The following is a 19,045-nucleotide window of genomic DNA, read 5'->3' as shown; positions in this document are numbered from 1 at the left end:
CGATGACAAGACCGGCCCGTGGAAGCTTGACTGATACGTCCGCCTGCTTGACGGCCAGGTCAAGAGGTCACGCACGCAGGCGGCGACCAAAGGTGAAGTACGAGCGAAGGCCAAGCGTATCGCCGAGGACTTGCTCAGCAGCACGGGCGATTGGCGAAGAACGGACAATCTAGGCGGCTACGCCGACCAGGTGAGCCGCGAAGCCATCGCCAAGACCGATCTGAAGGAGAGCACCCGGACCCGTTACACAGAGCTTCTGGGCCTGCTGCTGGGGGACTGCAAAGGGCATACACACCAGCACAGCCTGCGGCAGCACACCATCGAGCGAGGGGCCAAGGCGCGACCCTATGAGCGCTGTCTGCGGGAGATCGCCGAGCTACACGGCTACGCCTCTGCGAAGCAGGCCAGGACGGTACTGGGCAAGTACGTGTCCGGTCAGCTCCGGCGCGATGACCTGCTGGCCGGGGACCCGCTGGCAGGCATCGCCGACAAGGACCTCATAGGCCCGAAGCCTGATCAGATTCGCGGCGGCAAGTCGTTGGCCCAGGCTGACTATGACCGGGTGATCGAGCATCTGCTGAGCCTGAATCCGGCGGATTATCTGGAACCGCCGAAGCGCGGCAGATGGAGCCAGGCCGACCGCATCGCCAAGGCTCAGAACGCCATCGACTTGACCCTGTTGCAGGCAGCTACTGGTCTACGGATCAGCGAGGGCACGCAGGTCACCTGGACTGATCACATCGAAGTGACCGACGACGGCAAAATCTTCGTCGAGGTCACGCCGGACATCTCCAAGACGGGCAGGGGTCGCCGGGTGCCTGTTCTCAATGCGGACGTGGCCGGGCGGCTGTTGAAGCGCCGCAACGAGGCTGGTGGGGCTGGCTACGTCATCGGTTCCCCCAGCAACGCAGAGAAGCGCTGGGAGCCCCGCAACTGCCGTCAGGCTGTTGCCGACCTCTACTCCGAGTTGGCCGACGAGCTGGGGATCGAGCTGCTGAGGACAGAGCGATCGCACGTCTGGAGGGCGACGTTGAACACGATGTTCCTGGACAAGGTGCCGGAGGCTGTCCGAGCGGCATTCTTCGGTCATGATGCTGAAATGAACCGCAAGTCCTACACGGACTTGGCTGATGTGTCGGGGATGTTCGAGGCCGCCTCAGCCCGCAAGCTCAAGGCAGTTTGAAGCAGTTACCGCGTAGTTTTCCGCGTAGGTCGGAGGCTGTGGAGACGCAAAACCCCCGCCTGATCTAGGAAAACTCCTAGTCAGACGGGGGTAGCTGCGGAGGCGGGGGGATTTGAACCCCCGATCCCCGATTAAGAGGATCCTTCATTAGCAGTGAAGTCCGTTCGGCCGCTCCGGCACGCCTCCTTCACAGCGGACACCGGTCGCCCGGAATCCGTGCCTATCCAGGGTAGCGGCCACCGCGCCGCTGAGCAAAGCACGCCCCGCCGCGGAGTCCTCGAGCGCAACAGTAGGCTTGTGGGCCGTGACTGAGTACGTGATCGCCGTCGTCGGCGCAGGCCCCCGCGGAATATCCTTCCTCGAGCGGCTGCTGGCCCGTGTCGAACGCGACGGGGTCCCGGCCCGCGGGCTGCGAGTGCTCATCGCGGACCCCGCCCCGCACGGGCCCGGGAAGGTCTGGGAGCCGAGCCAGTCGTCGCTCTATCTGATGAACACCCCGGCAGCGTTCCCCACCGCGTCGCCCGTCGGCGCCACCCAGGAGGAGCTCCCGGCGTCCTCCTGCTCCGCCAGCTTCCTCGACTGGTGGCGGGAGCATGGAGACCACGACGACGCCCGCGACCAAGAGGGCACATGGTTCCCCTCCCGCGCCGAGTACGGGCAGTACCTCACCCGGCTGCACCAGCGCGTGGCTGAGGCCCTCGACCAAGCCGGCGTCGTCGTCGAGCAGAGGCAGGACCCAGTCCTGAGCCTCAGCGGCCGCGACTCCTGCGGGCCCGGACTCGCCCTCGGACTCCCCGGGAAGGTCGAGCGGGCTGACGCCGCTGTGCTCAGCCTCGGCCACGTGGAGGCGGACCTCAGCACCGACCCCGCCCGTGCGGCGCTCGCTGAGCAGGCCGCCCAGCACGGTCTCCACTACCAGCCGCCGGCTGTCCCCACTGATGTGGACCTCGTCGCCCTGCCCGCCGGGGAGAACGTGCTGGTCCGAGGCATGGGACTGAACTTCTTCGACCTGATGATCGCCGTCACCGTGGGCCGCGGCGGGAGCTTCCAGGAGGTTCGCGGCGCCGCCCCGGGCCAGCGGCTGCGCTACGTCCCCTCCGGGCAGGAGCCTCGGCTGGTGGCCGGCGCCCGCCGCGGCACCCCTTACCGTGCCAAGACAGACGCCCCAGGCTTCGTGCCGCAGGGCGCGGAGCTCACCCGCTTCACCCCCGAGGCCGCGGAGAAGCTCGCTCAGCAGCACGGGCAGCTGGACTTCGAGCAGCAGCTCTGGCCCCTCATCCTCGCCGACGTGCAGGCCACCCATCGGTCATTCGGCGGTGACGGCAGCTTCGACCCCCGTTCCTACGCCGCGCCCTTCGCCGGCACAGGCTTCGGCAGCGCGCAGGAGCACCGGGCCGCCGTGCTCAGCTGGTTGGAGGAGGATGCCGCCTCCTCTGCGGCGGCCAGCGGCTCGCCGGAGAAGATGGCGGTCAAGACCCTCCATGCCGCCCGGTTCGTCCTCAAGGCCCTGCTGATGGAAGGGCGCATCAGCGCGACCAGCCGTGCTGCTCAGGTGGAAGCCTGGTTCGAGCCGCTGGTGGAGGGACTCGCCTCCGGCGCGCCGGTCCAGCGGACCGAGGAGCTGGCGGCGCTGGTGCGTGCCGGCGTCGTCGAGATCCTCGGGCCCAGCCCCGTCTACACCATCGACGCCGCACAGGACGTGTTCACGGCAGTCTCCCCGCAGGTGGCCGGCGCCCAGCACGCCGCACAGCACCTGGTGGAGGCGATGATGCCGCCCAACAGGGTCGGCCAGTCCGGCTCCCCGCTGATTCAGGGGCTGCTGCGCAGCGGGCTCGCCCGCCCGGCGAGCCTCGCCGGCGCCGAGCACAAGGGCTTCGACGTCACACCACGTCCGCACCGGCTGATCAGCCGCAGCGGCGAGGCGCAGCCCGTCCATGTGCTGGGCCTGCAGCTCTCCTCCGCCCAGTGGGGCACCGCCATCGCCGCGGAGGCCGGGGGAGGCCCGCGCACCACCGCCAGCACCCTGGCCGACGCTGACGCCGCGGCCTCCCACATCCTGGACGCCGCACGTCGCACTTGAATGTGAGCGCTGACTTCCGGCAGACTTGTCCCAAGGTCAAGAGTGCCAGTGCCAAACCCCGGTTTGCTGGCCGGCAACCCTCCAGTTCGCGGTGGGGTGCCCCGGGTGATGACCTGGCCGACTCCAGACCGGGGCCGGCAAGCGCGGACCTTCCCAGCGCAGCTCAGGCCCACCGGCCGAGCTGTTCGCAGGTGCGGGTCTTGAGAACATACGAGGAACCTGCATGACCGAGTTTGAGACCCGGCTGCTCCAGGCAGCCGACCACGCCGACACCCCCACCGCCGCTCTTGAGCAGGCGCTCGCCGCCCTGGAGTCCGGGCAGCAGGCACGCGCCGTCGCCGACGGCCCCGACGCCCTCGCCCTCGCGGTGCTGCACGTGGCAGAGCCGGGGGCGAGCATCGTCGTCACCCCATCCCTGTACGCCCGTCACCGTGCGGTGTTCGCCGAGGCCCTGCCCCAGTACGGGGTCCAGGCCGAGGTGGTCCAGGACCCCGACGACGCTGCCTCCTGGGCCGCGCACCTCGGCCCTGACACCGCCGCCCTGCTCGCCGAGACCATCGCAGACCCGCGCGGCGACGTGCTCGCCTTCAACGAGGTCGCCGAGCTCGCCCGGCAGGCCGACGCCGCACTGATCATCGACAACACCCTGGCCTCCCCCTACCTCGCCCGGCCGGTCGAGCAGGGCGCTGACCTGGTCGTCCACACCAGCCTCGACCTGCTCGCAGGCCGCGGCGGCCAGGCCGGAGGCGTCATCGTCGACGCCGGCACCGTGGAGCCCGCGCCCCGGGAGCAGCTCACCCGGGCACCCCACGGCTACCCGCAGCAGATCCGGCTGCCCGACGTCGTCGCCGCGGAGGTCACCCGAGGGCTGGAATCCCTGGCCGCCCGGATCCGCCAGCAGACCAGCACCGCGCAGCGGGTCGCGGAGCACCTGCAGGCCCACCCCGGCGTGCACCGGACCTATTATTCCGGACTGGAGGCCAGCCCCTGCGCCGAACGGGCCCGGGACTACCTGCCCGCCGGGGCCGGTGCGGTGGTGTCCTTCGAGGTCAGCGCCGGACGCCGCGTCGAGGAGCAGCTGGCCGCCGCGAACGGGCTGACGCGTGCGCTGCGGGTCTTCGCCCGGCGCAGCAGCACCGGCGGCATCCGGGCGCTCGCCGGCCGGCCCGCGGTCACCACGCATTCCCGGCTCAGCGAAGAGCAGCGGCAGGCCGCGGGCATCCGCCCGGGCATGGTGCGGCTGTTCATCGGCCTGGAGCACGCCGATGACCTGATTGCGGACCTCGACGCCGCCCTGGAGGCCCACGCAGGTCTTTCTGCGACGCCCGCCGGGGCCCTGGCTTAGGGTATAGCCGTGCTGACCCAGACCCCTGCCGCCGGCGCGCCCCACCAGGGCTCCGCCAGGCCCGCCGCCCCGCTGCCGAACGACTACGGCCACCGTCCCGGCGGGGCCCTGCGCACCGCCGAGCTGGGAGCCTTCGAGTTCGAGACCGGCGGACAGCTGCCGCAGGTGACGCTGGCCTACGAGACCTGGGGGCAGCTCAACGAGGCCGGGGACAACGCGATCCTCGTCGCCCACGCCCTCACCGGTGACACCCACGTGGCGTCCACCGGCGCGGACCCGGAGACCGGCTGGTGGGAGGGCCTGCTCGGGCCTGGCCGCCCCATCGACACCGGCAGGTGGTTCGTGATCGCCCCGGCGATGGCGGGCGGCTGCTATGGCTCCACCGGCCCCGGATCGCCTGACCGCGCCGGCGTTCCCTGGGGCTCACGGTTCCCGTTCGTCACCATCCGGGACTCGGTCCGCCTGGAGCGTCGGCTGCTCGAGCAGCTCGGGGTGCCCCGGCTGCACGCCGTAGTCGGCGGCTCCATGGGCGGTGCCCGGGCGCTGGAGTGGGCGGCGACCTTCCCTGAGCTGGTGGGCGGCGTCGGGGTGTTCGCCTGCGGAGCTGCGTCGACGGCTGAGCAGATCTCCTTCGGCCAGGCCCAGGTGCTGGCCATCCGCAACGACCCGAACTTCCGCGGCGGCGACTACTACGCCGGCCCCCGGCCCGAGGCCGGCCTGCGGCTGGCTCGCCGGATCGCCCACATCACCTACCGGACCGGCTCCGAGCTGCAGGAGCGCTTCGGCCGGGCCCGGCAGGGTGCCGAGGACCCCTTCGGCTCCGCCCGGAGCCTGGCCCGCACCGGCCGTTACCAGGTGGAGTCCTACATGGACCACCACGGGCAGAAGCTCGCGGCCCGGTTCGATCCCAATGCGTACCTGACCCTGGCTGAGGCGCTGATGAGCCACGACGTCGGCCGCGGCCGCGGGGGGCCGCAGAAGGCGCTGGCTGAGGTGCAGGCGCGGGCGTTCGTCGTCGCAGTGGACTCCGACCGCCTCTACTACCCGCATGAGTCCCACGAGCTCGCCGAGCTGCTCCCGGGCGCGGAGAAGGCGCATGTGATCTCCTCGCCGATCGGCCACGATGGGTTCCTCACCAGTGCTGATCAGCTGGGGGACGAGATGCGTGAGGCACTGGCCCTCTGAGTCATTTCGTCCTGCGGAAGCCGGGGTGTGACCCGCGCCGCAGTGGAGTAAAGTGTGTCGCATGACTGAGAAGAGCTCCAAGTCCAACGGCAGCACGGCCTCCGCCCCTGTTGCTATGGGCGGCATGGCCACCGGGGCAGTCCCGGTGGTTCCAAGGAAGAAGACCACCCCCGAGACCGCAGACTCCGCTGAGGACAAGCAGGGCTGAGCGCAGTCCTCTGCGGCAGCGGCGAAGGCCGCTGACGAAAGGTGGAGCCCGGGGCTGTCCCCCGGCGGGATTCGACAGAAAAGGGGGAGCAGTGAGACTCGGGGCATTCAATGATGAGCCGGTCGAGCAGGCCGGGGAGCTGCTGAGCACCTGCGCGCCCATCCCTTCCTGGCGGGCTGGAATCCTCGCCCGCCGCCCCTACGCCTCCGTCGCCGATCTGCGGGAAACCGCCGCCGAGCTCGCCGAGGGCTGGACCGACCAGGAGGTCGACGCCGCCCTGGCCCATCATCCCCGCATCGGCGAGAAGGTCTCCGGCGACGACGCTGAGGCCGCCGCCTCCCGCCGCGAGCAGGGCGGCCTCAGCGAGGATGAGGAGGCCAGGCTCGCCTGGATCGAGGCCAACCAGGAGTATGAGCAGCGTTTCGACAGAATCTTCCTCATCCGCGCCAAAGGGCGCACCCCTGAGGAGATGATGGACCAGCTGCGCGAGCGCCTGGCCAGCAGCCCCGAGGCAGAGAACCGCGTCCGCCGCGAGCAGCTGGCCGAGATCGCGCTGCTGCGCCTCGACGAGGCCATCACCGACTGACTCCGGCAGCATCGTCGACGACGTTGCATTGCTGAAACACACGTTTCATACAGTGGGGCCATGAGCCTCATCACTACTCACGTACTGGACAACTCCACGGGCCTGCCCGCTGCAGGGATCGCCGTCGTCCTTGCCGCTCCGAACGGGGACCAGATCGCCGTGGGCACCACCGATGAGGACGGGCGCATCGGAGAGCTCGGCCCGGAAGCGCTCGATCCCGGGGCCTACCAGCTGAGGTTCGCCACCGGGGAGCACTTCGCCGCCCGCGGGCAGCAGACCTTCTTCCCCGAGGTCGTCATCACCTTCGACGTCGGCGACGCCGCGCACTACCACGTGCCCCTTCTGCTGAGCCCCTTCGCCTACTCCACCTACCGCGGCAGCTGAGCCGCGCCCGCCTTTTCGCACCCGAGTCCCTCAAGGAGCCGCAATGTCCGACGTCGTCCGCAGCAGTGAGATCGTCCTGGGGCCCAACCAGTACGGCAAGGCCCAGGTGCGGGTGGTCCGGGTGAACCGGGACACCGAAGTGCACACCCTCCAGGATCTTAACGTCACCAGCTTCCTGCGCGGCGACTACCGAGACTGCTATGTCCACGGCGGCAACGCTGAGGTGATCGCCACCGATACCCAGAAGAACACCGTCTACGCCTTCGCGAAGAAGTACGGCATCACCACACCGGAGGAGTTCCTGCTCACCCTGGGGGAGCATTTCACCGAATACCCGCAGGTCGATGGCGGCCGCTGGCTGGCCGACTCCTACCCCTGGGAGCGGATCAGCGTGGACGGCAGCCCGCACGACCACAGCTTTGTGCGCTCCAAGCAGGAGGTCCGCACCGCTGCGGTCACCATAGAGGACGGCCAGAGCCACATCCTCGCGGGGTTCAAGGACCTCACCGTGCTGAAGTCGACGGGCAGTGAGTTCCACGGCTTCCCCCGCGATGAGTTCACCACCCTGCCGGAGGTCACCGATCGGATCATGGCCACCGACATCACCTCCCGGTGGCTCTACTCCGCCGATCTCGACGTGAAGAGCTGCGACTTCGACGCCGTCTACGCCGCAGTGAAGCAGCAGGTGCTGGAGCAGTTCGCCCAGGTGCACTCCCTCTCTCTGCAGCAGACCCTCTATGCCGCCGGGGAGGCCGTGCTGAAGGCGGTTCCCGAGATTGAGGACATCCGCTTCGAGATGCCGAACAACCACCACTACGTGGTGAACCTGGAGCCGTTCGGCCTGGAGAACCCCAACGAGGTGTTCGAGGCCGGGGTGCTTCCCTACGGGCTGATGAACGCCTCGGTCACCCGTGCCTCAGCACCAGCCCGGCCCGCCGCCTGGGAGTGGATCGGGGGGTTCTGCTGATACCGGACGTGAACACACAGTCAACATCGCCGAAACCTGCTCTCACTAGGGTCGAAGCCATGACAGTACGCCATCTGATCGCCGAGCAGGTCCTCCTCGACGGAGAGCTGGTGCCTGCCCATGTGGAGATCGGAGCCGATGGCACGATACGCCGCATCACCCGCCTGAAGGCCGGGGAGACCGCCAAGCGGGCAAAGGTGGTGCGCGCCTCGGACGTGTCCGCCGGCGAGGGCATGGTCACGCTGAAGCCTCGCGAGCAGGTGCTGCCCGGCAACGTGGACACCCATGTCCACATCAACGAGCCCGGCCGCACGGACTGGGAAGGGTTCGCCACCGGAACGATGGCCGCCGCCCTGGGCGGAGTCACCTCCTTGGTGGACATGCCGCTGAACGCGATCCCGCCCACCGTGGACGTGGAGTCGCTGCGGATCAAGCAGCAGGCTGCCGCTTCGCAGATCTATGTGGACACCGGGTTCTGGGGCGGGATCGTCCCCGGCAACACTGACCAGCTGAGGCCGCTGCACGATGCAGGGGTGTTCGGGTTCAAATGCTTTCTGCTGGACTCCGGGGTGGAGGAGTTCCCTCCGGTGTCTCCCTCCCAGCTGCGGGAGGCGATGGTGACGGTGAAGAGCTTCGACGGACTGGTCATCGTCCACGCAGAGGACGCCAAGACCATCGACACCGCCACCGAGGCCACCATTCGGCGTCGTCCTGCCCTGGCCCGCCGGATGACCAGCTACGCGGACTGGGCGGCCACCCGCCCCCAGGAGGCGGAGGCCACCGCGATCGAAGGGCTGATCGACGCCGTCCGGGAGACCGGCTGCCGCACCCACATCCTGCACCTGGCATCGGCGGCCGCCCTGGACCCGATCAAGGAGGCCCGGGACGAGGGGCTTCCGCTGACCGTGGAGACCTGCCCGCACTACCTGTGCTTCGAGGCCGAGCAGATTCCCGACGGCGCGGCCGAGTTCAAATGCTGCCCGCCGATCCGGGACGCCGGCAATAGGGATGCGCTCTGGCAGGGGCTGCAGGAGGGCCTGATCGACATGATCGTCTCCGACCACTCCCCGGCGACCCGGGAGGAGAAGTACCGGGGCGCTCCGGACCTGACCCATGCCTGGGGCGGGGTCTCCGGGCTGCAGGTCGGCTTCGCCGCCGTGGCGGATGAGGCTCGACGCCGGGGGATCGGCATCGAGCAGGTCAGCCGATGGATGGCCACGAACACCGCGGAGCTGGTGGGACTGGACCGCAAGGGCAGCATCAGTGTCGGCAGTGACGCGGACTTCCTGATCTACGACCCCGCCCAGGCTCACGTGGTGGTGGCCTCCGGGCTGGCGCACAAGAACCCGATCACCGCCTACGCGGGCCGGGAGCTGCGCGGCACCGTGGTGGGCACGATCCTGCGCGGCACGGAGATCTTCAGCCCCCAGGACACCTCCACCGCCCTGGCCCAGACCGGGCGGTTCCTGGCCAGCGGCACGGCGGGCGGCGGGCCCGTGCCCGGCGGGGCAGAGACGGCAGCGGTGGGGGTGCTGTGAGCGCTGAGCCTGCGCAGCCCCCATCGGGCAATGGGCGCAGATCCTCGGTGCAGTCAGTCGACCGTGCCCTGGAGATCCTCGAGGTGATCGCCGGCCATGGGGGCGCGGCGACCCTCTCCGAGCTGGCCGGGGAGACCGGTCTGCCCGCGGCGACCGCTCACCGTCTGCTGAAGACCATGACGGCGAAGGGGTTCGTCACCCAGCTGCAGAACCGCAGCTACGGGCTTGGGGAGAAGCTCGTTCCCCTCGGCGAGACGGCCGCTCAGCGACGCCGCCGCTGAGCGGCTTCAGCCTGCCAGGGCCTCCGCGATCCGGTCCTTGGAGAACGGGGTATGGGTCAGCCGAATGCCGACGGCGTCGCGAATCGCGTTGCACAGTGCCGGTGCCACCGGGTTGAACGGGGACTCCGACATTGATTTCGCTCCCATGGGCCCGACAGTGTCCTCCGTTCTCGCGAAGTGAACCTCTGTGGCGGGCAGGTCCGCCATCTGAGGGATGTGGTAATTCCGCAGAATATCGGTGCGCACTCGTCCGGCGTCGTCCACGCGGGTCTCCTCGAACAGGGCGGCACCGATCGCCTGGGCCGCACCGCCCTCCACCTGGCCCCGGGCCTGCGCCTCGTTGAGCACCACCCCGGCGTCGGCGGCCTGCACCGACTGCAGGATCACCAGAGTGCCGGTGCGCCGGTCCACGGCGATCCGGAACCCATGCACGTTGAACGCCGCGGTCCGCGGAGTTCCGCCCCACGAGCCGGTTCCCGCAGCGGCGGTCCTGTCCTCCCCGGCGGCGAGCTTCGTCCTGAGGTCCTGGGCGGCGGCATAGGCGGCCTTGACCCCTACGGTGATCCCGGTCGAGGCGAACGCCCCGGTGTCATGGCTGACCAGGTCCGTGTCCGACTGCCGCAGCCGCACCCGGTCCGCGGTGGTGCCCAGCGCTTCGGCCACCACCTGGCGGTGCACTGTGGAGGTGCCGTTGCCGAACTCGGCGGTCCCCACCAGCAGCTCGTAGCCGCCGTCGTCCAGCGCGCGGACCTGGGCGTGGGAGTGGTGGCCGTTGGGAGGGGCCGTGTCGATCATGGAGACGGCGGCGCCGGTCCCCAGAGCCCAGTCGCCCAGGGCAGTCTCCGCGGGAAGGCCGTGCCGCTCCTCAGCCAGCCGCCGCTCGCACTGGGCGAGCTCCTCAGGCGTCAGCTGCCCGGTGCGCAGCTCGGCGGACATGATCTCCAGGCACTGGTGAAGCCCCCGGGCGTCCACCTCCACGTCCTCCTCCAGCTCGCCCCCGCCGGAGCCGAAGAGCTGCTCGCCGTGGCGGATGATGTTCTTCGCCTTGAACTCCAGGGGGTCGAGGCCGGCCCGGCGGGCCAGCTCGTCCATGGTGCAGTCCACCGCGAAGAGGGTCTGGCTCAGCCCGTACCCGCGGAACGCCCCCGAGGGAGGGTTGTTCGTGTAGACGACCTGGGCGCTGACCTGCTTATGCGGTGCCGAATAGATCTGCATCGACTCATGCACCGAATGGAACATGACCCCGGGGCCGTGGTTGCCGTACGCGCCGGTGTCGGAGAGCACGCTGAGGGTTTGGGCGGTCAGCCGGCCTTCGCCGTCGGCCGCCGCCGCAGAGGTCATCCGGTAGGGGTGGCGGGTGGTGGTCGCGCTCAGCGCCTCGCTGCGGGTCAGCTCCAGGGAGACGGGCCGGCGAATGCCTCGTTCGGCGAGCTTCTGCAGCGCCAGCAGCACGATGTCCTCAGTGAGGACCTCCTGCTTGGAGCCGAAGCCGCCGCCCACCCGGGGCGCGAGCACCCGCAGCTGCTCGGGCTGAAGGCCGAAGACCCGGCAGAGGGTGCGTTTGGCCAGGAACGGCACCTGGGTGGAGGAGCGGAGGGCGAACCGGCCCTCCTTGTCGACCCATCCGAGCGTGCCGTGAGTCTCCAGGGCGACGTGGCTGGTCCGGTGGGTCTGGAACTCCAGGCTCACCGTGTGGGCGGATGAGGCGAACGCCCCCTCCGCGTTGCCCTCAGCGGCCATCACCTCGGCGACGAGGTTCCGCTCCGGATCGGTGATGGGGAAGTAGCGGCTGCCGACGGCGTCGGTTCGCTCGGTGCCCGGGTCCGCGTGGAGCGCGGGGGCCTCTTGGGTGAGCGCCTCGGCCGGGTCGAAGACCGCGGGCAGCAGCTCGTACTCCACCTCGACCAGGCGCGCGGCACGTTCGGCCTGACGGCGGGATTCGGCGACGACCACGGCGACACGCTGCCCGACATGCCGCACCGTGCTGTCCAGCAGCCGGGTGTCCGCCGGGTCGTCGGAGACGAGCTCGTGCTGGGCGGAGGAGTAGAGGGAGGCGGGGGCGTCCTCATGGGTGAGGACGGCGACGACGCCTGGCTGGGCCATCGCCTCCTCGGCGTCGATCCCGCAGATCCGGGCATGGGCGTGCGGGGACCGGACCAGCACTGCGTGCAGCGGCGCCTCCCCGGGGAAGCTCTCGCTCCCACCGGTGGGACGGTCGAACGCATAGTCTTGGGTGCCCGTGACCACCTGGGGCCCTGCCGGGGGCATGGGGCTCTTGCCGGGGCCCTGCTCGGAAGTGACCCGGGGGGCTCCCCGGAGCGCATCCCTGATGGAGCAGTAGCCGGTGCATCGGCAGAGGTTTCCCTTGAACCGGCGGCCCTGCTCCTCCTTGTCCTCGGAGCTGTACGGCCCGTCCCCGGCCGCGGCGGTCATGACGAACCCTGCGGTGCAGTACCCGCATTGGAACCCGTGCGATTCGAGGAAGCTCCGCTGGGTGGGGTGCAGCTTCTCCTGCAGCGCCGGGTACTCAGCTGTGCCGGGGTGCTCACCGGCGTGCTGGGCGGCCTCGGGGGAGAGCCCCCGCAAGGTGGTGACCTCCTGGTCAGCGGCGCGCTGGGCGGGGGTGATGCAGGAGTGCACGGCTTTGCCGCCCAGGTGGACGGTGCAGGCCCCGCAGTCCCCGGCGTCGCAGCCGCGCTTGACCGCATGCGCTCCGGTGTCCCGCAGCCAGGTGCGCAGGCACTGGCCCGGAGCAGCATCGAGGGGCAGCGAGGCGCCGTCCACCGTCACACTCGCCGCGCCGGCGTCTGCCGCGGGCTCGCCGGCCGAGGGCGCCGGCAGGTGCCGGCCATCCGGCGGGCTCTCGGGTGCGGGCCGGCCACGCATCTCCGAGACCAGCTCCGCGGCCAGGCGGCGGGTGGTCCGTCGTCGCCACCGGGGGTCGCCGTGCACGTCGTCGAGCCACATCTCCTCGGCGACGGCGGACTGGAGGAGCTCGCCGACATCGTCGTGCTCCTTGAGGTCCAGGACGGCCGGGCGGATCGTGGAGGCGGTCACCGCCAGGCGGACGCCCTGCGCCGTGCGGGAGGCGACCAGCAGGGCCGCTGAGCGGCCGTACCGGGTCAGCGACTCCCGTGCCATCGTGCTGGGCCGGGACAGGGCGGGCTCGTGGATGAAGAACGCCCGGATCAGCTCACCGTTGGCCAGGGCGGTCTGCCCGACGCCGGTCACCAGATCCGACACCGGCAGGCTCCGCTGCTCGCCGCCGGGGGAGAGGATCAGCGCGTCGGCGTCCATGCCCACCAGCCAGGAGGTCATCGGACCGGCCGGCAGAGCGGTCGCCACATTGCCGCCCACTGTGGAGAGGCTCCACACCTTCCAGGAGGCCACAAAGGCCTCCGCGGCTGGGCGCATCAGGTCCAGGCCGGGGAGTGAGGCGACGTCGGCCCCCTGGTCGGCGAGGGCCTGCCGGCCGGCGAAGAACTCGGCGACGGTGCAGGTCGCCCCGATCTCCAGCCCTCGGAACCCCCCGTCGGCGCTCTCATCGCCGTCATGCCATCGCAGGGCGGTCCATCCGGCGCCGTCGAGGTCCAGCAGCCGCCGGGGCCCGTGGACGTATTGGGGGCCGGTGCGGAAGTCGTGCCCGTAGGAGTAGAGGACGGTGCCGCCGGCGAGCCAGGCGTCCCCGGGAATGAAATCGTCCGGGTCCGCGGTGCGGAGGATCTCCTCCACGCTGGTCATGTCCACAGCGACGCCCTCCTGAAGCCCACATGGTGAAACGTTCGTATCGGTGAGGGTTCAGAATACGAGGCCGCCGTTACGGTTCGGTTACGCGCTCCGATGCTCGATCCGACATCCACAAGGGTTAACGCGGATGTAACAGGGAGGTGAGTGGGACGAAACAAGCGTTTCATAGACTGAGTCGCATGTCCGCCGTTGAGACGCTGATCACAAACGCCTACCTGGTGCTGGAAGCTTCCAGCGAACTCCCCGCCGATGCGGCTGAGCCTCAGGCCGGCGGCCCCACCCAGGTGGAGGCGGCTCAGGCAGCCGGCCGAGAGATCGACGGCGGCTGGATCGCGCTGGCCGGGGGCCGGGTGCACAGCGCGGGCACCGCCGCGGACCCGCAGCCGCAGGCGCAGCGCACTCTCGACGCCGGAGGTCGGCTGGTCACCCCGGGCCTGGTCAACAGCCACCACCACATGTACCAGAATCTCACCCGAGCCTACGCGCCCGCGGTCAACGGCAGCCTGTTCCAATGGCTGACCACCCTGTACCCCAAGTGGGCGGCCCTGGATGAGGAGTCCGTATACCTCTCCACCTATATCGCGGCCGCCGAGCTGATCCAGGGGGGCTGCACCACCAGCTCCGACCACATGTACGTCCACCCGAAGCCCCGCCTCATCGACGCCCAGATCCGCGCGGTGCGGGAGGTCGGCTTCCGGTTCATGGCCAACCGCGGCTCGATGACCCGCTCGGTGGAGGACGGCGGGCTGCCGCCGAAGTCGGTGGTCCAGGATGAGCAGGCCATCCTGGAGGACTCCGAGCGCCTCATCGGCAGCTATCACGATGCCGGCCCCGGGGCGATGACGCGGGTTGCCCTGGCTCCCTGCTCGATGTTCTCGGTGACCGAGGAGATCATGCGAGCAACAGCGCAGCTGGCGGAGAAGCACAGTGTCCGCCTGCACACCCACCTGGCGGAGGACAAGGATGAGGACACCTACGCCCTGGAGGTCTACGGCCGCCGCCCGGTCGAGTACCTGGAGGATGTCGGATGGGCCACTGACCGGACCTGGGTGGCCCACTACGTCTACGGCTCCGATGATGAGTCCCGCCGTCTGGCCGCCGCGGGCGTGAGCGCGACCCAGTGCCCGAGCTCGAACATGATCCTCTGCGGCGACGCGGCCGACGCCAAGACCCTGCGCGGCATGGGGATGAGCATCGGCGTCGGCTGCGACGGCTCCGCCTCCGCCGACTCAGCCGACCTGTGGCAGGAGACCCGCGGCGCCATGCTGCTCGGCAGGCTCAAGCACGGCCCCGCAGAATTCTCCGCCCGCGATGCGCTGAACATGGCCACCCGCGGCAGCGCCGCGAACCTCGGATGGGATGACGAGCTCGGCCGGATCCGCCCGGGCGACTGCGCCGACCTCGTCGTCTGGCAGTCCGCTCCGCTGACCCAGCTCGGATCCTTCACCGACCCGGTGGAGGGGTGGCTGCGCTCCGGTCCCGCCAAGGCTTGGCACACCTTCATCAACGGCCAGCAGGTCCTCGAGTCCGGACAGCTGCAGCTGCCCGCCCTGGAGGACACCATCAGCGGCCACACCAAGGCGGCCCGGGCCATGCAGGGCCTCGCCTGAGAAGACTTCCCCCACTCCCTTACCCGCACCCAAGGAGCACATGATGAGCACCATTGAATTTCCTCTGAAGGCAAAGCTGAGCGCGGCCGCGCTCGTCGGCATGCTGGCCCTCTCCGCCTGCGGCGACGGCGAAGGCGACGGCGGTGAGAACGGCGACGCCGCGGACCAGGACTTCGGCTCGGCGGACGTGCCGCTGTCCTGGATCATGACTGCTGAGTTCGCCGGCATGTACTTCGCCGTGGACGAGGGGTACTACGAGGAGGAGGGCTTCGACGAGGTCACCCTCGTCACAGGCGGCCCCTCCGCCACCCCCTCGGCCACCCAGATCGCCACCGGGACCGGCCTGGCCGGGCTGTCCAACCCGATCGACACCGGCAGCTTCATCGACCAGGAGGGCGAGGACGCGCCCCTGAAGATCATCGGCAGCGTCTTCCAGCAGAACGCCTTCGCGATCTTCAGCCTCGCCGATGAGAACCCTCTGGAGGACCCTGAGGACCTCACTGAGATGAGCGTCGGCGTCGCCCCCAACAATGAGGGCGTCTTCTACGCGTTCCTCGACGCCAACGACATCGATCACGACGACGTCGACGTCGTCTCCACCGGCGGCGACGCCCAGCCGCTCATCAACGGCGAGGTGGACGCCTACATCGGCTACGCCACCAACCAGGCCCTGTCGGTGGAGCTGGAGGACTATGAGGTGGACTACCTCTGGTTCCACGAGAACAACCTGCCCTTCGCCGCCGGCTCGATCATCGCCACCGAGGAGATGATCGAGGAGGAGCCCGAGGCGCTCAAGGCCCTGCTGGCCGGCACCATCCGCGGCTGGCAGGATGCGCTCGACGATGATGAGGCTGCCGCCGATACCACCGTGGATGAGTGGGGCGCAGATCAGGGCCTCGACCACGAGCACCAGCTGCTCACCGCGGAGCGGCAGGCTCCGCTGATCGCTGACGAGTGGACCGAGGAGAACGGCCTTCTCACCATGAGCGACGAGCTGATCGAGGACACCCACACCGCTATCGAGATGGTGGGCTATGAGGTTCCGGACGATCTCTTCGACCTCTCCCTGCTGGAGGAGGTCTACGAGGAGAACCCCGACCTGGGGGAGTGATCGTCGTCGTAGCATCCGCGTAACGCGTCCTGTGCGAGATTCTAAGTCACCCGCACCCCCTTGGAGGAGAATCCCATGAGCTTCATCACCCGCAAGACCCAGCCGGTCACCGCCCTGGCTGCCATCAGCCTGCTGGCCCTGTCCGCCTGCGGCAACGGTGACGACGAGGCCGCCGCGTCCGAGGACGAGGAGGTCACCCAGTCCGGCGACTTCGGCGAGCTGACCATCCCGCTGTCCTGGCTGCACACCGCCGAGTTCGCCGGACTCTACATGGCCGGCGACAACGGCTACTACGAGGACGCCGGCTTCGACTCGGTCAACCTGGTGCCCGGCGGCCCCACCGCCACCCCGTCCCCGGTGCAGGTGGCCACCGGCCAGGGCACTGTGGGCATGTCCAACCCGCTGGTGGTGGGCTCCACCATCGACGAGGAGGGCGACGACGCCCCGCTGAAGATCATCGGCAGCGTCTTCCAGGACGTTCCTTACACCATCATCAGCCATGGGGATGACCCGGTGGAGGAGCCTGAGGACCTCGTCGGCAAGAGCGTGGGCGTGGCCCCGGCCAACGAGCCGGTGTTCTACGCGATGCTCGAGGCCAACGGGATCGACGAGGACGATGTCGACGTCGTCTCCATCCAGGGTGACGCCCAGGACTTCCTCGCCGGGGAGTACGACGCCTACCACGGCTTCGCGACCAATGAGCTGATCAGCATGGAGCTCGACGGAGAGGACGTGGCCTCGATGATGTTCGTCGACGCTGGGCTGCCGTTCGCGGGCGGTTCGATCGTCGCCACCGAGGACGCCATCGAGAACGATCGCGAGGAGCTCAAGGCGTTCCTGGAGGCATCGATTCGGGGCTGGCATGACGCCTTGGCCGATCATGAGGCGGTCGCCGAGACCACGGTGGAGAATCACGCCGCCGATCAGAACCTGGACTTCGAGCACCAGCAGGTCACCTCCGAACGGCAGGCCGAGCTGATCGACGACGAGTGGACGGCCGAGAACGGCCTGTTCACGATGTCTGACGAGCTGATCGACGACACCCTCACCGCCATCGAGGCGGTGGGCTACGAGGTCCCGGACGACCTCTTCGACCTCTCCCTGCTGGAGGAGATCTATGAGGAGAACCCCGACCTGGTGGAGCACCCGTGACCGCAGCACCCACTGAGACCAGCCCGCACCTGACCGGGGACGGTGTCAGCCTCAAGGGGCTGAACAAGATCTTCGGCTCCGGAAAGAAGCAGGTCCAGGCCCTCAAGGACGTGGACCTCGCCACCGGGCGCGGCACGTTCCTCTCCCTGCTGGGTCCCTCCGGCTGCGGCAAGTCGACCATCCTGCGGATGCTCGCAGGCCTGGAGGAGCCCACCAGCGGGGAGCTGCTGGTGGACGGCCACACCCCTGAGGAGCTTCGGTCCTCCAACCACCTGGGGATCGCCTTCCAGGACTCAGCGCTGCTGCCCTGGCGGTCCGTGCACTCCAACATCCGGCTGCCTCTGGAGGTCGCCGGAATCAGGCCGGAGCCGGGGCTGATCGAGGACCTTATCGACCTGGTGGGGCTCAAAGGGTTTGAGAAGTCCCGGCCCGCGGAGCTCTCCGGCGGCATGCGCCAGCGCGTCTCGATCGCCCGGGCTCTGGTGGTCAAGCCTTCGGTGCTGCTGCTGGACGAGCCCTTCGGCGCCTTGGACGACATGACGCGTCAGCGCCTGAACCTGGAGCTGCTGCGCATCTGGACGGAGAAGCCGGCCACCACCCTGATGGTCACCCACGGGATCTCTGAGGCGATCTTCCTCTCGGACGTCGTCGCTGTCATGAGCGCCCGTCCGGGCGAGATCAAGGAGGTCTTCGAGGTGAACCTGCCGCGGCCCCGCACCCCGGAGATGCAGCGCACCCCGGAATTCCACGCACTGGTCGACCATGCCTCGGATCTGCTCTTCGGCGACTCCGCGGACAGCGAGCACTGAGGTCAGACGATGAGCACTCTGGTCTCCGCAGAAGAGAAGACGCCCGGCGGCGAGGCCCCGGTGCGACGCCGCTCCCTCTCCCTGCCGCGCTGGGCCCCCGGTCTGATGGGGCTCGGCGTGGTCCTGGTGGTGTGGTGGATCCTCGGCGCCAGCGGCCTCGTCGGCGCCGGCCGGGACCGCTCAGCGATCCCTACCCCGCCGGATGTGATCGGGCAGCTGGTTGAGGACGGGTTCGCCTTCTACTGGAGGAACGCCTCTGTGACCCTGACCGAGGCGGCGATCGGCTTCGGCATCGGGAACCTGCTGGCCGTGCTGACCGCGGCGCTGGTGCTGATCGCCCCCTGGATGGAGCGGATCGCCACCCAGCTGGCAGTGATCACGTACTGCTTGCCGCTGGTGGCGATCGGCCCGGTGGTCTTTGCGGTGGCGGGCCCGCCGTCGCCCGGAGATCCGTCGATGACGGCGAACGTGCTGGCCGGCCTTTCGGTCTATTTCGTGACGGTGGTGACCACCATCCAGGGACTGAAGGCCGCGGACAAGGCGGGCCTGGACGTGATCCGGGTGGCGGGCGGCAACCGGGTGCATCAGCTGCTGAAGGTGCAGCTGATCACTGCGATCCCGTACATCTTCACCGCCCTGAAGATCGCTGCGCCGGCGGCGGTTCTGGGCGCTATCCTCGGCGAGTATGTCGGCGGGGTCACCACCGGCCTCGGTCCTGCGATGGTTTCGGCTCAGGAGACGCTGAACGTGGAGCGGCTGTGGGCCCTTGCCCTGGTCGGTGTGCTGGTGGCGGGCGCCGCGTATGCGGTGATTGCGCTTGTTTCACGTTTCGCCGCCCCCTGGGCGAGGAAGGCTTGAG

The 19,045-nt window shown here is 69.4% G+C and carries 16 protein-coding genes, 1 tRNA gene and 1 riboswitch; of the genes, 15 read left to right on the top strand and 2 right to left on the bottom strand.

Going from position 1 to position 19,045, the window contains the following annotated elements; genetic code table 11:
• Positions 1–130: 130 nt before the first annotated feature.
• Positions 131–1,183: a tyrosine-type recombinase/integrase gene (locus tag FWJ47_RS00520; RefSeq protein ID WP_170228419.1), complete on the top strand. Its 1,053-nt coding sequence runs from the start codon at positions 131–133 to the stop codon at positions 1,181–1,183.
• Positions 1,184–1,280: 97 nt separating this feature from the next.
• Here the strand turns inward: FWJ47_RS00520 and FWJ47_RS00515 are convergent.
• Positions 1,281–1,369: transfer RNA gene (locus FWJ47_RS00515), tRNA-Ser, on the bottom strand.
• A 118-nt stretch (positions 1,370–1,487) separates the two neighbouring features.
• On the opposite strand from FWJ47_RS00515, the gene FWJ47_RS00510 reads away from it, so the two are divergent.
• The 9 genes from FWJ47_RS00510 (at position 1,488) to FWJ47_RS00475 (ending at position 9,757) form a co-directional block, all read left to right on the top strand.
• The gene (locus tag FWJ47_RS00510) at positions 1,488–3,263 is read left to right on the top strand and encodes an FAD/NAD(P)-binding protein (protein WP_170228418.1); all 1,776 of its coding nucleotides are present in this window, start codon (positions 1,488–1,490) and stop codon (positions 3,261–3,263) included.
• A gap of 34 nt (positions 3,264–3,297) precedes the next feature.
• Positions 3,298–3,413: riboswitch (SAM riboswitch) on the top strand.
• A gap of 73 nt (positions 3,414–3,486) precedes the next feature.
• Complete coding sequence (locus FWJ47_RS00505) at positions 3,487–4,608, top strand: PLP-dependent transferase (RefSeq protein WP_147102860.1); 1,122 nt, start codon at positions 3,487–3,489, stop codon at positions 4,606–4,608.
• 72 nt (positions 4,609–4,680) lie between these two features.
• Entirely contained in the window at positions 4,681–5,793 is a 1,113-nt protein-coding gene (gene metX, locus FWJ47_RS00500; RefSeq protein ID WP_147108669.1) for a homoserine O-acetyltransferase MetX, read from the top strand.
• Between the two features lie 61 nt (positions 5,794–5,854).
• Positions 5,855–6,001, top strand: coding sequence for a hypothetical protein (locus tag FWJ47_RS11970; protein WP_170228417.1), 147 nt, complete (start codon positions 5,855–5,857; stop codon positions 5,999–6,001).
• Positions 6,002–6,092: 91 nt separating this feature from the next.
• Positions 6,093–6,587 carry a 2-oxo-4-hydroxy-4-carboxy-5-ureidoimidazoline decarboxylase gene (gene uraD, locus FWJ47_RS00495; protein WP_147102858.1) on the top strand — a complete coding sequence of 165 codons (495 nt, stop codon included), beginning with the start codon at positions 6,093–6,095 and terminating at the stop codon, positions 6,585–6,587.
• A gap of 60 nt (positions 6,588–6,647) precedes the next feature.
• The gene (uraH, locus tag FWJ47_RS00490) at positions 6,648–6,971 is read left to right on the top strand and encodes a hydroxyisourate hydrolase (protein WP_147102856.1); all 324 of its coding nucleotides are present in this window, start codon (positions 6,648–6,650) and stop codon (positions 6,969–6,971) included.
• Between the two features lie 43 nt (positions 6,972–7,014).
• Positions 7,015–7,938 carry a factor-independent urate hydroxylase gene (gene pucL, locus FWJ47_RS00485; RefSeq protein WP_147102853.1) on the top strand — a complete coding sequence of 308 codons (924 nt, stop codon included), beginning with the start codon at positions 7,015–7,017 and terminating at the stop codon, positions 7,936–7,938.
• A 59-nt stretch (positions 7,939–7,997) separates the two neighbouring features.
• Positions 7,998–9,476: an allantoinase AllB gene (allB, locus tag FWJ47_RS00480; protein ID WP_147102851.1), complete on the top strand. Its 1,479-nt coding sequence runs from the start codon at positions 7,998–8,000 to the stop codon at positions 9,474–9,476.
• Positions 9,473–9,757: a helix-turn-helix domain-containing protein gene (locus tag FWJ47_RS00475; protein ID WP_246126099.1), complete on the top strand. Its 285-nt coding sequence runs from the start codon at positions 9,473–9,475 to the stop codon at positions 9,755–9,757. The genes allB and FWJ47_RS00475 overlap by 4 nt, the downstream gene beginning before the upstream one ends.
• Before the next feature lie 6 nt (positions 9,758–9,763).
• Here the strand turns inward: FWJ47_RS00475 and FWJ47_RS00470 are convergent, their stop codons facing one another.
• On the bottom strand, positions 9,764–13,498 hold the full coding sequence (locus tag FWJ47_RS00470) for a molybdopterin cofactor-binding domain-containing protein (RefSeq protein WP_246126296.1): 3,735 nt from the start codon (positions 13,496–13,498) through the stop codon (positions 9,764–9,766).
• A 185-nt stretch (positions 13,499–13,683) separates the two neighbouring features.
• Between FWJ47_RS00470 and FWJ47_RS00465 the strand changes: the two genes are divergently transcribed.
• From FWJ47_RS00465 to FWJ47_RS00445, 5 genes are all read left to right on the top strand, one after another.
• On the top strand, positions 13,684–15,114 hold the full coding sequence (locus FWJ47_RS00465) for an amidohydrolase family protein (protein WP_147102846.1): 1,431 nt from the start codon (positions 13,684–13,686) through the stop codon (positions 15,112–15,114).
• A gap of 43 nt (positions 15,115–15,157) precedes the next feature.
• Complete coding sequence (locus tag FWJ47_RS00460) at positions 15,158–16,225, top strand: ABC transporter substrate-binding protein (RefSeq protein ID WP_170228416.1); 1,068 nt, start codon at positions 15,158–15,160, stop codon at positions 16,223–16,225.
• 75 nt (positions 16,226–16,300) lie between these two features.
• On the top strand, positions 16,301–17,377 hold the full coding sequence (locus FWJ47_RS00455) for an ABC transporter substrate-binding protein (RefSeq protein ID WP_147102841.1): 1,077 nt from the start codon (positions 16,301–16,303) through the stop codon (positions 17,375–17,377).
• Positions 17,374–18,186, top strand: a complete 813-nt coding sequence (locus FWJ47_RS00450; RefSeq protein WP_147102837.1) for an ABC transporter ATP-binding protein — start codon at positions 17,374–17,376, stop codon at positions 18,184–18,186. Before FWJ47_RS00455 ends, FWJ47_RS00450 begins: the two co-directional genes overlap by 4 nt.
• Positions 18,187–18,195: 9 nt before the next feature.
• The gene (locus FWJ47_RS00445) at positions 18,196–19,044 is read left to right on the top strand and encodes an ABC transporter permease (RefSeq protein ID WP_147102835.1); all 849 of its coding nucleotides are present in this window, start codon (positions 18,196–18,198) and stop codon (positions 19,042–19,044) included.
• Position 19,045 lies beyond the last annotated feature (1 nt).

This window comes from Nesterenkonia populi (genome assembly GCF_007994735.1).
GTDB lineage: Bacteria > Actinomycetota > Actinomycetes > Actinomycetales > Micrococcaceae > Nesterenkonia > Nesterenkonia populi.
The sequence above is the reverse complement of the archived record's forward strand: the minus strand, read 5'-3'. Positions and strand labels throughout refer to the sequence as shown.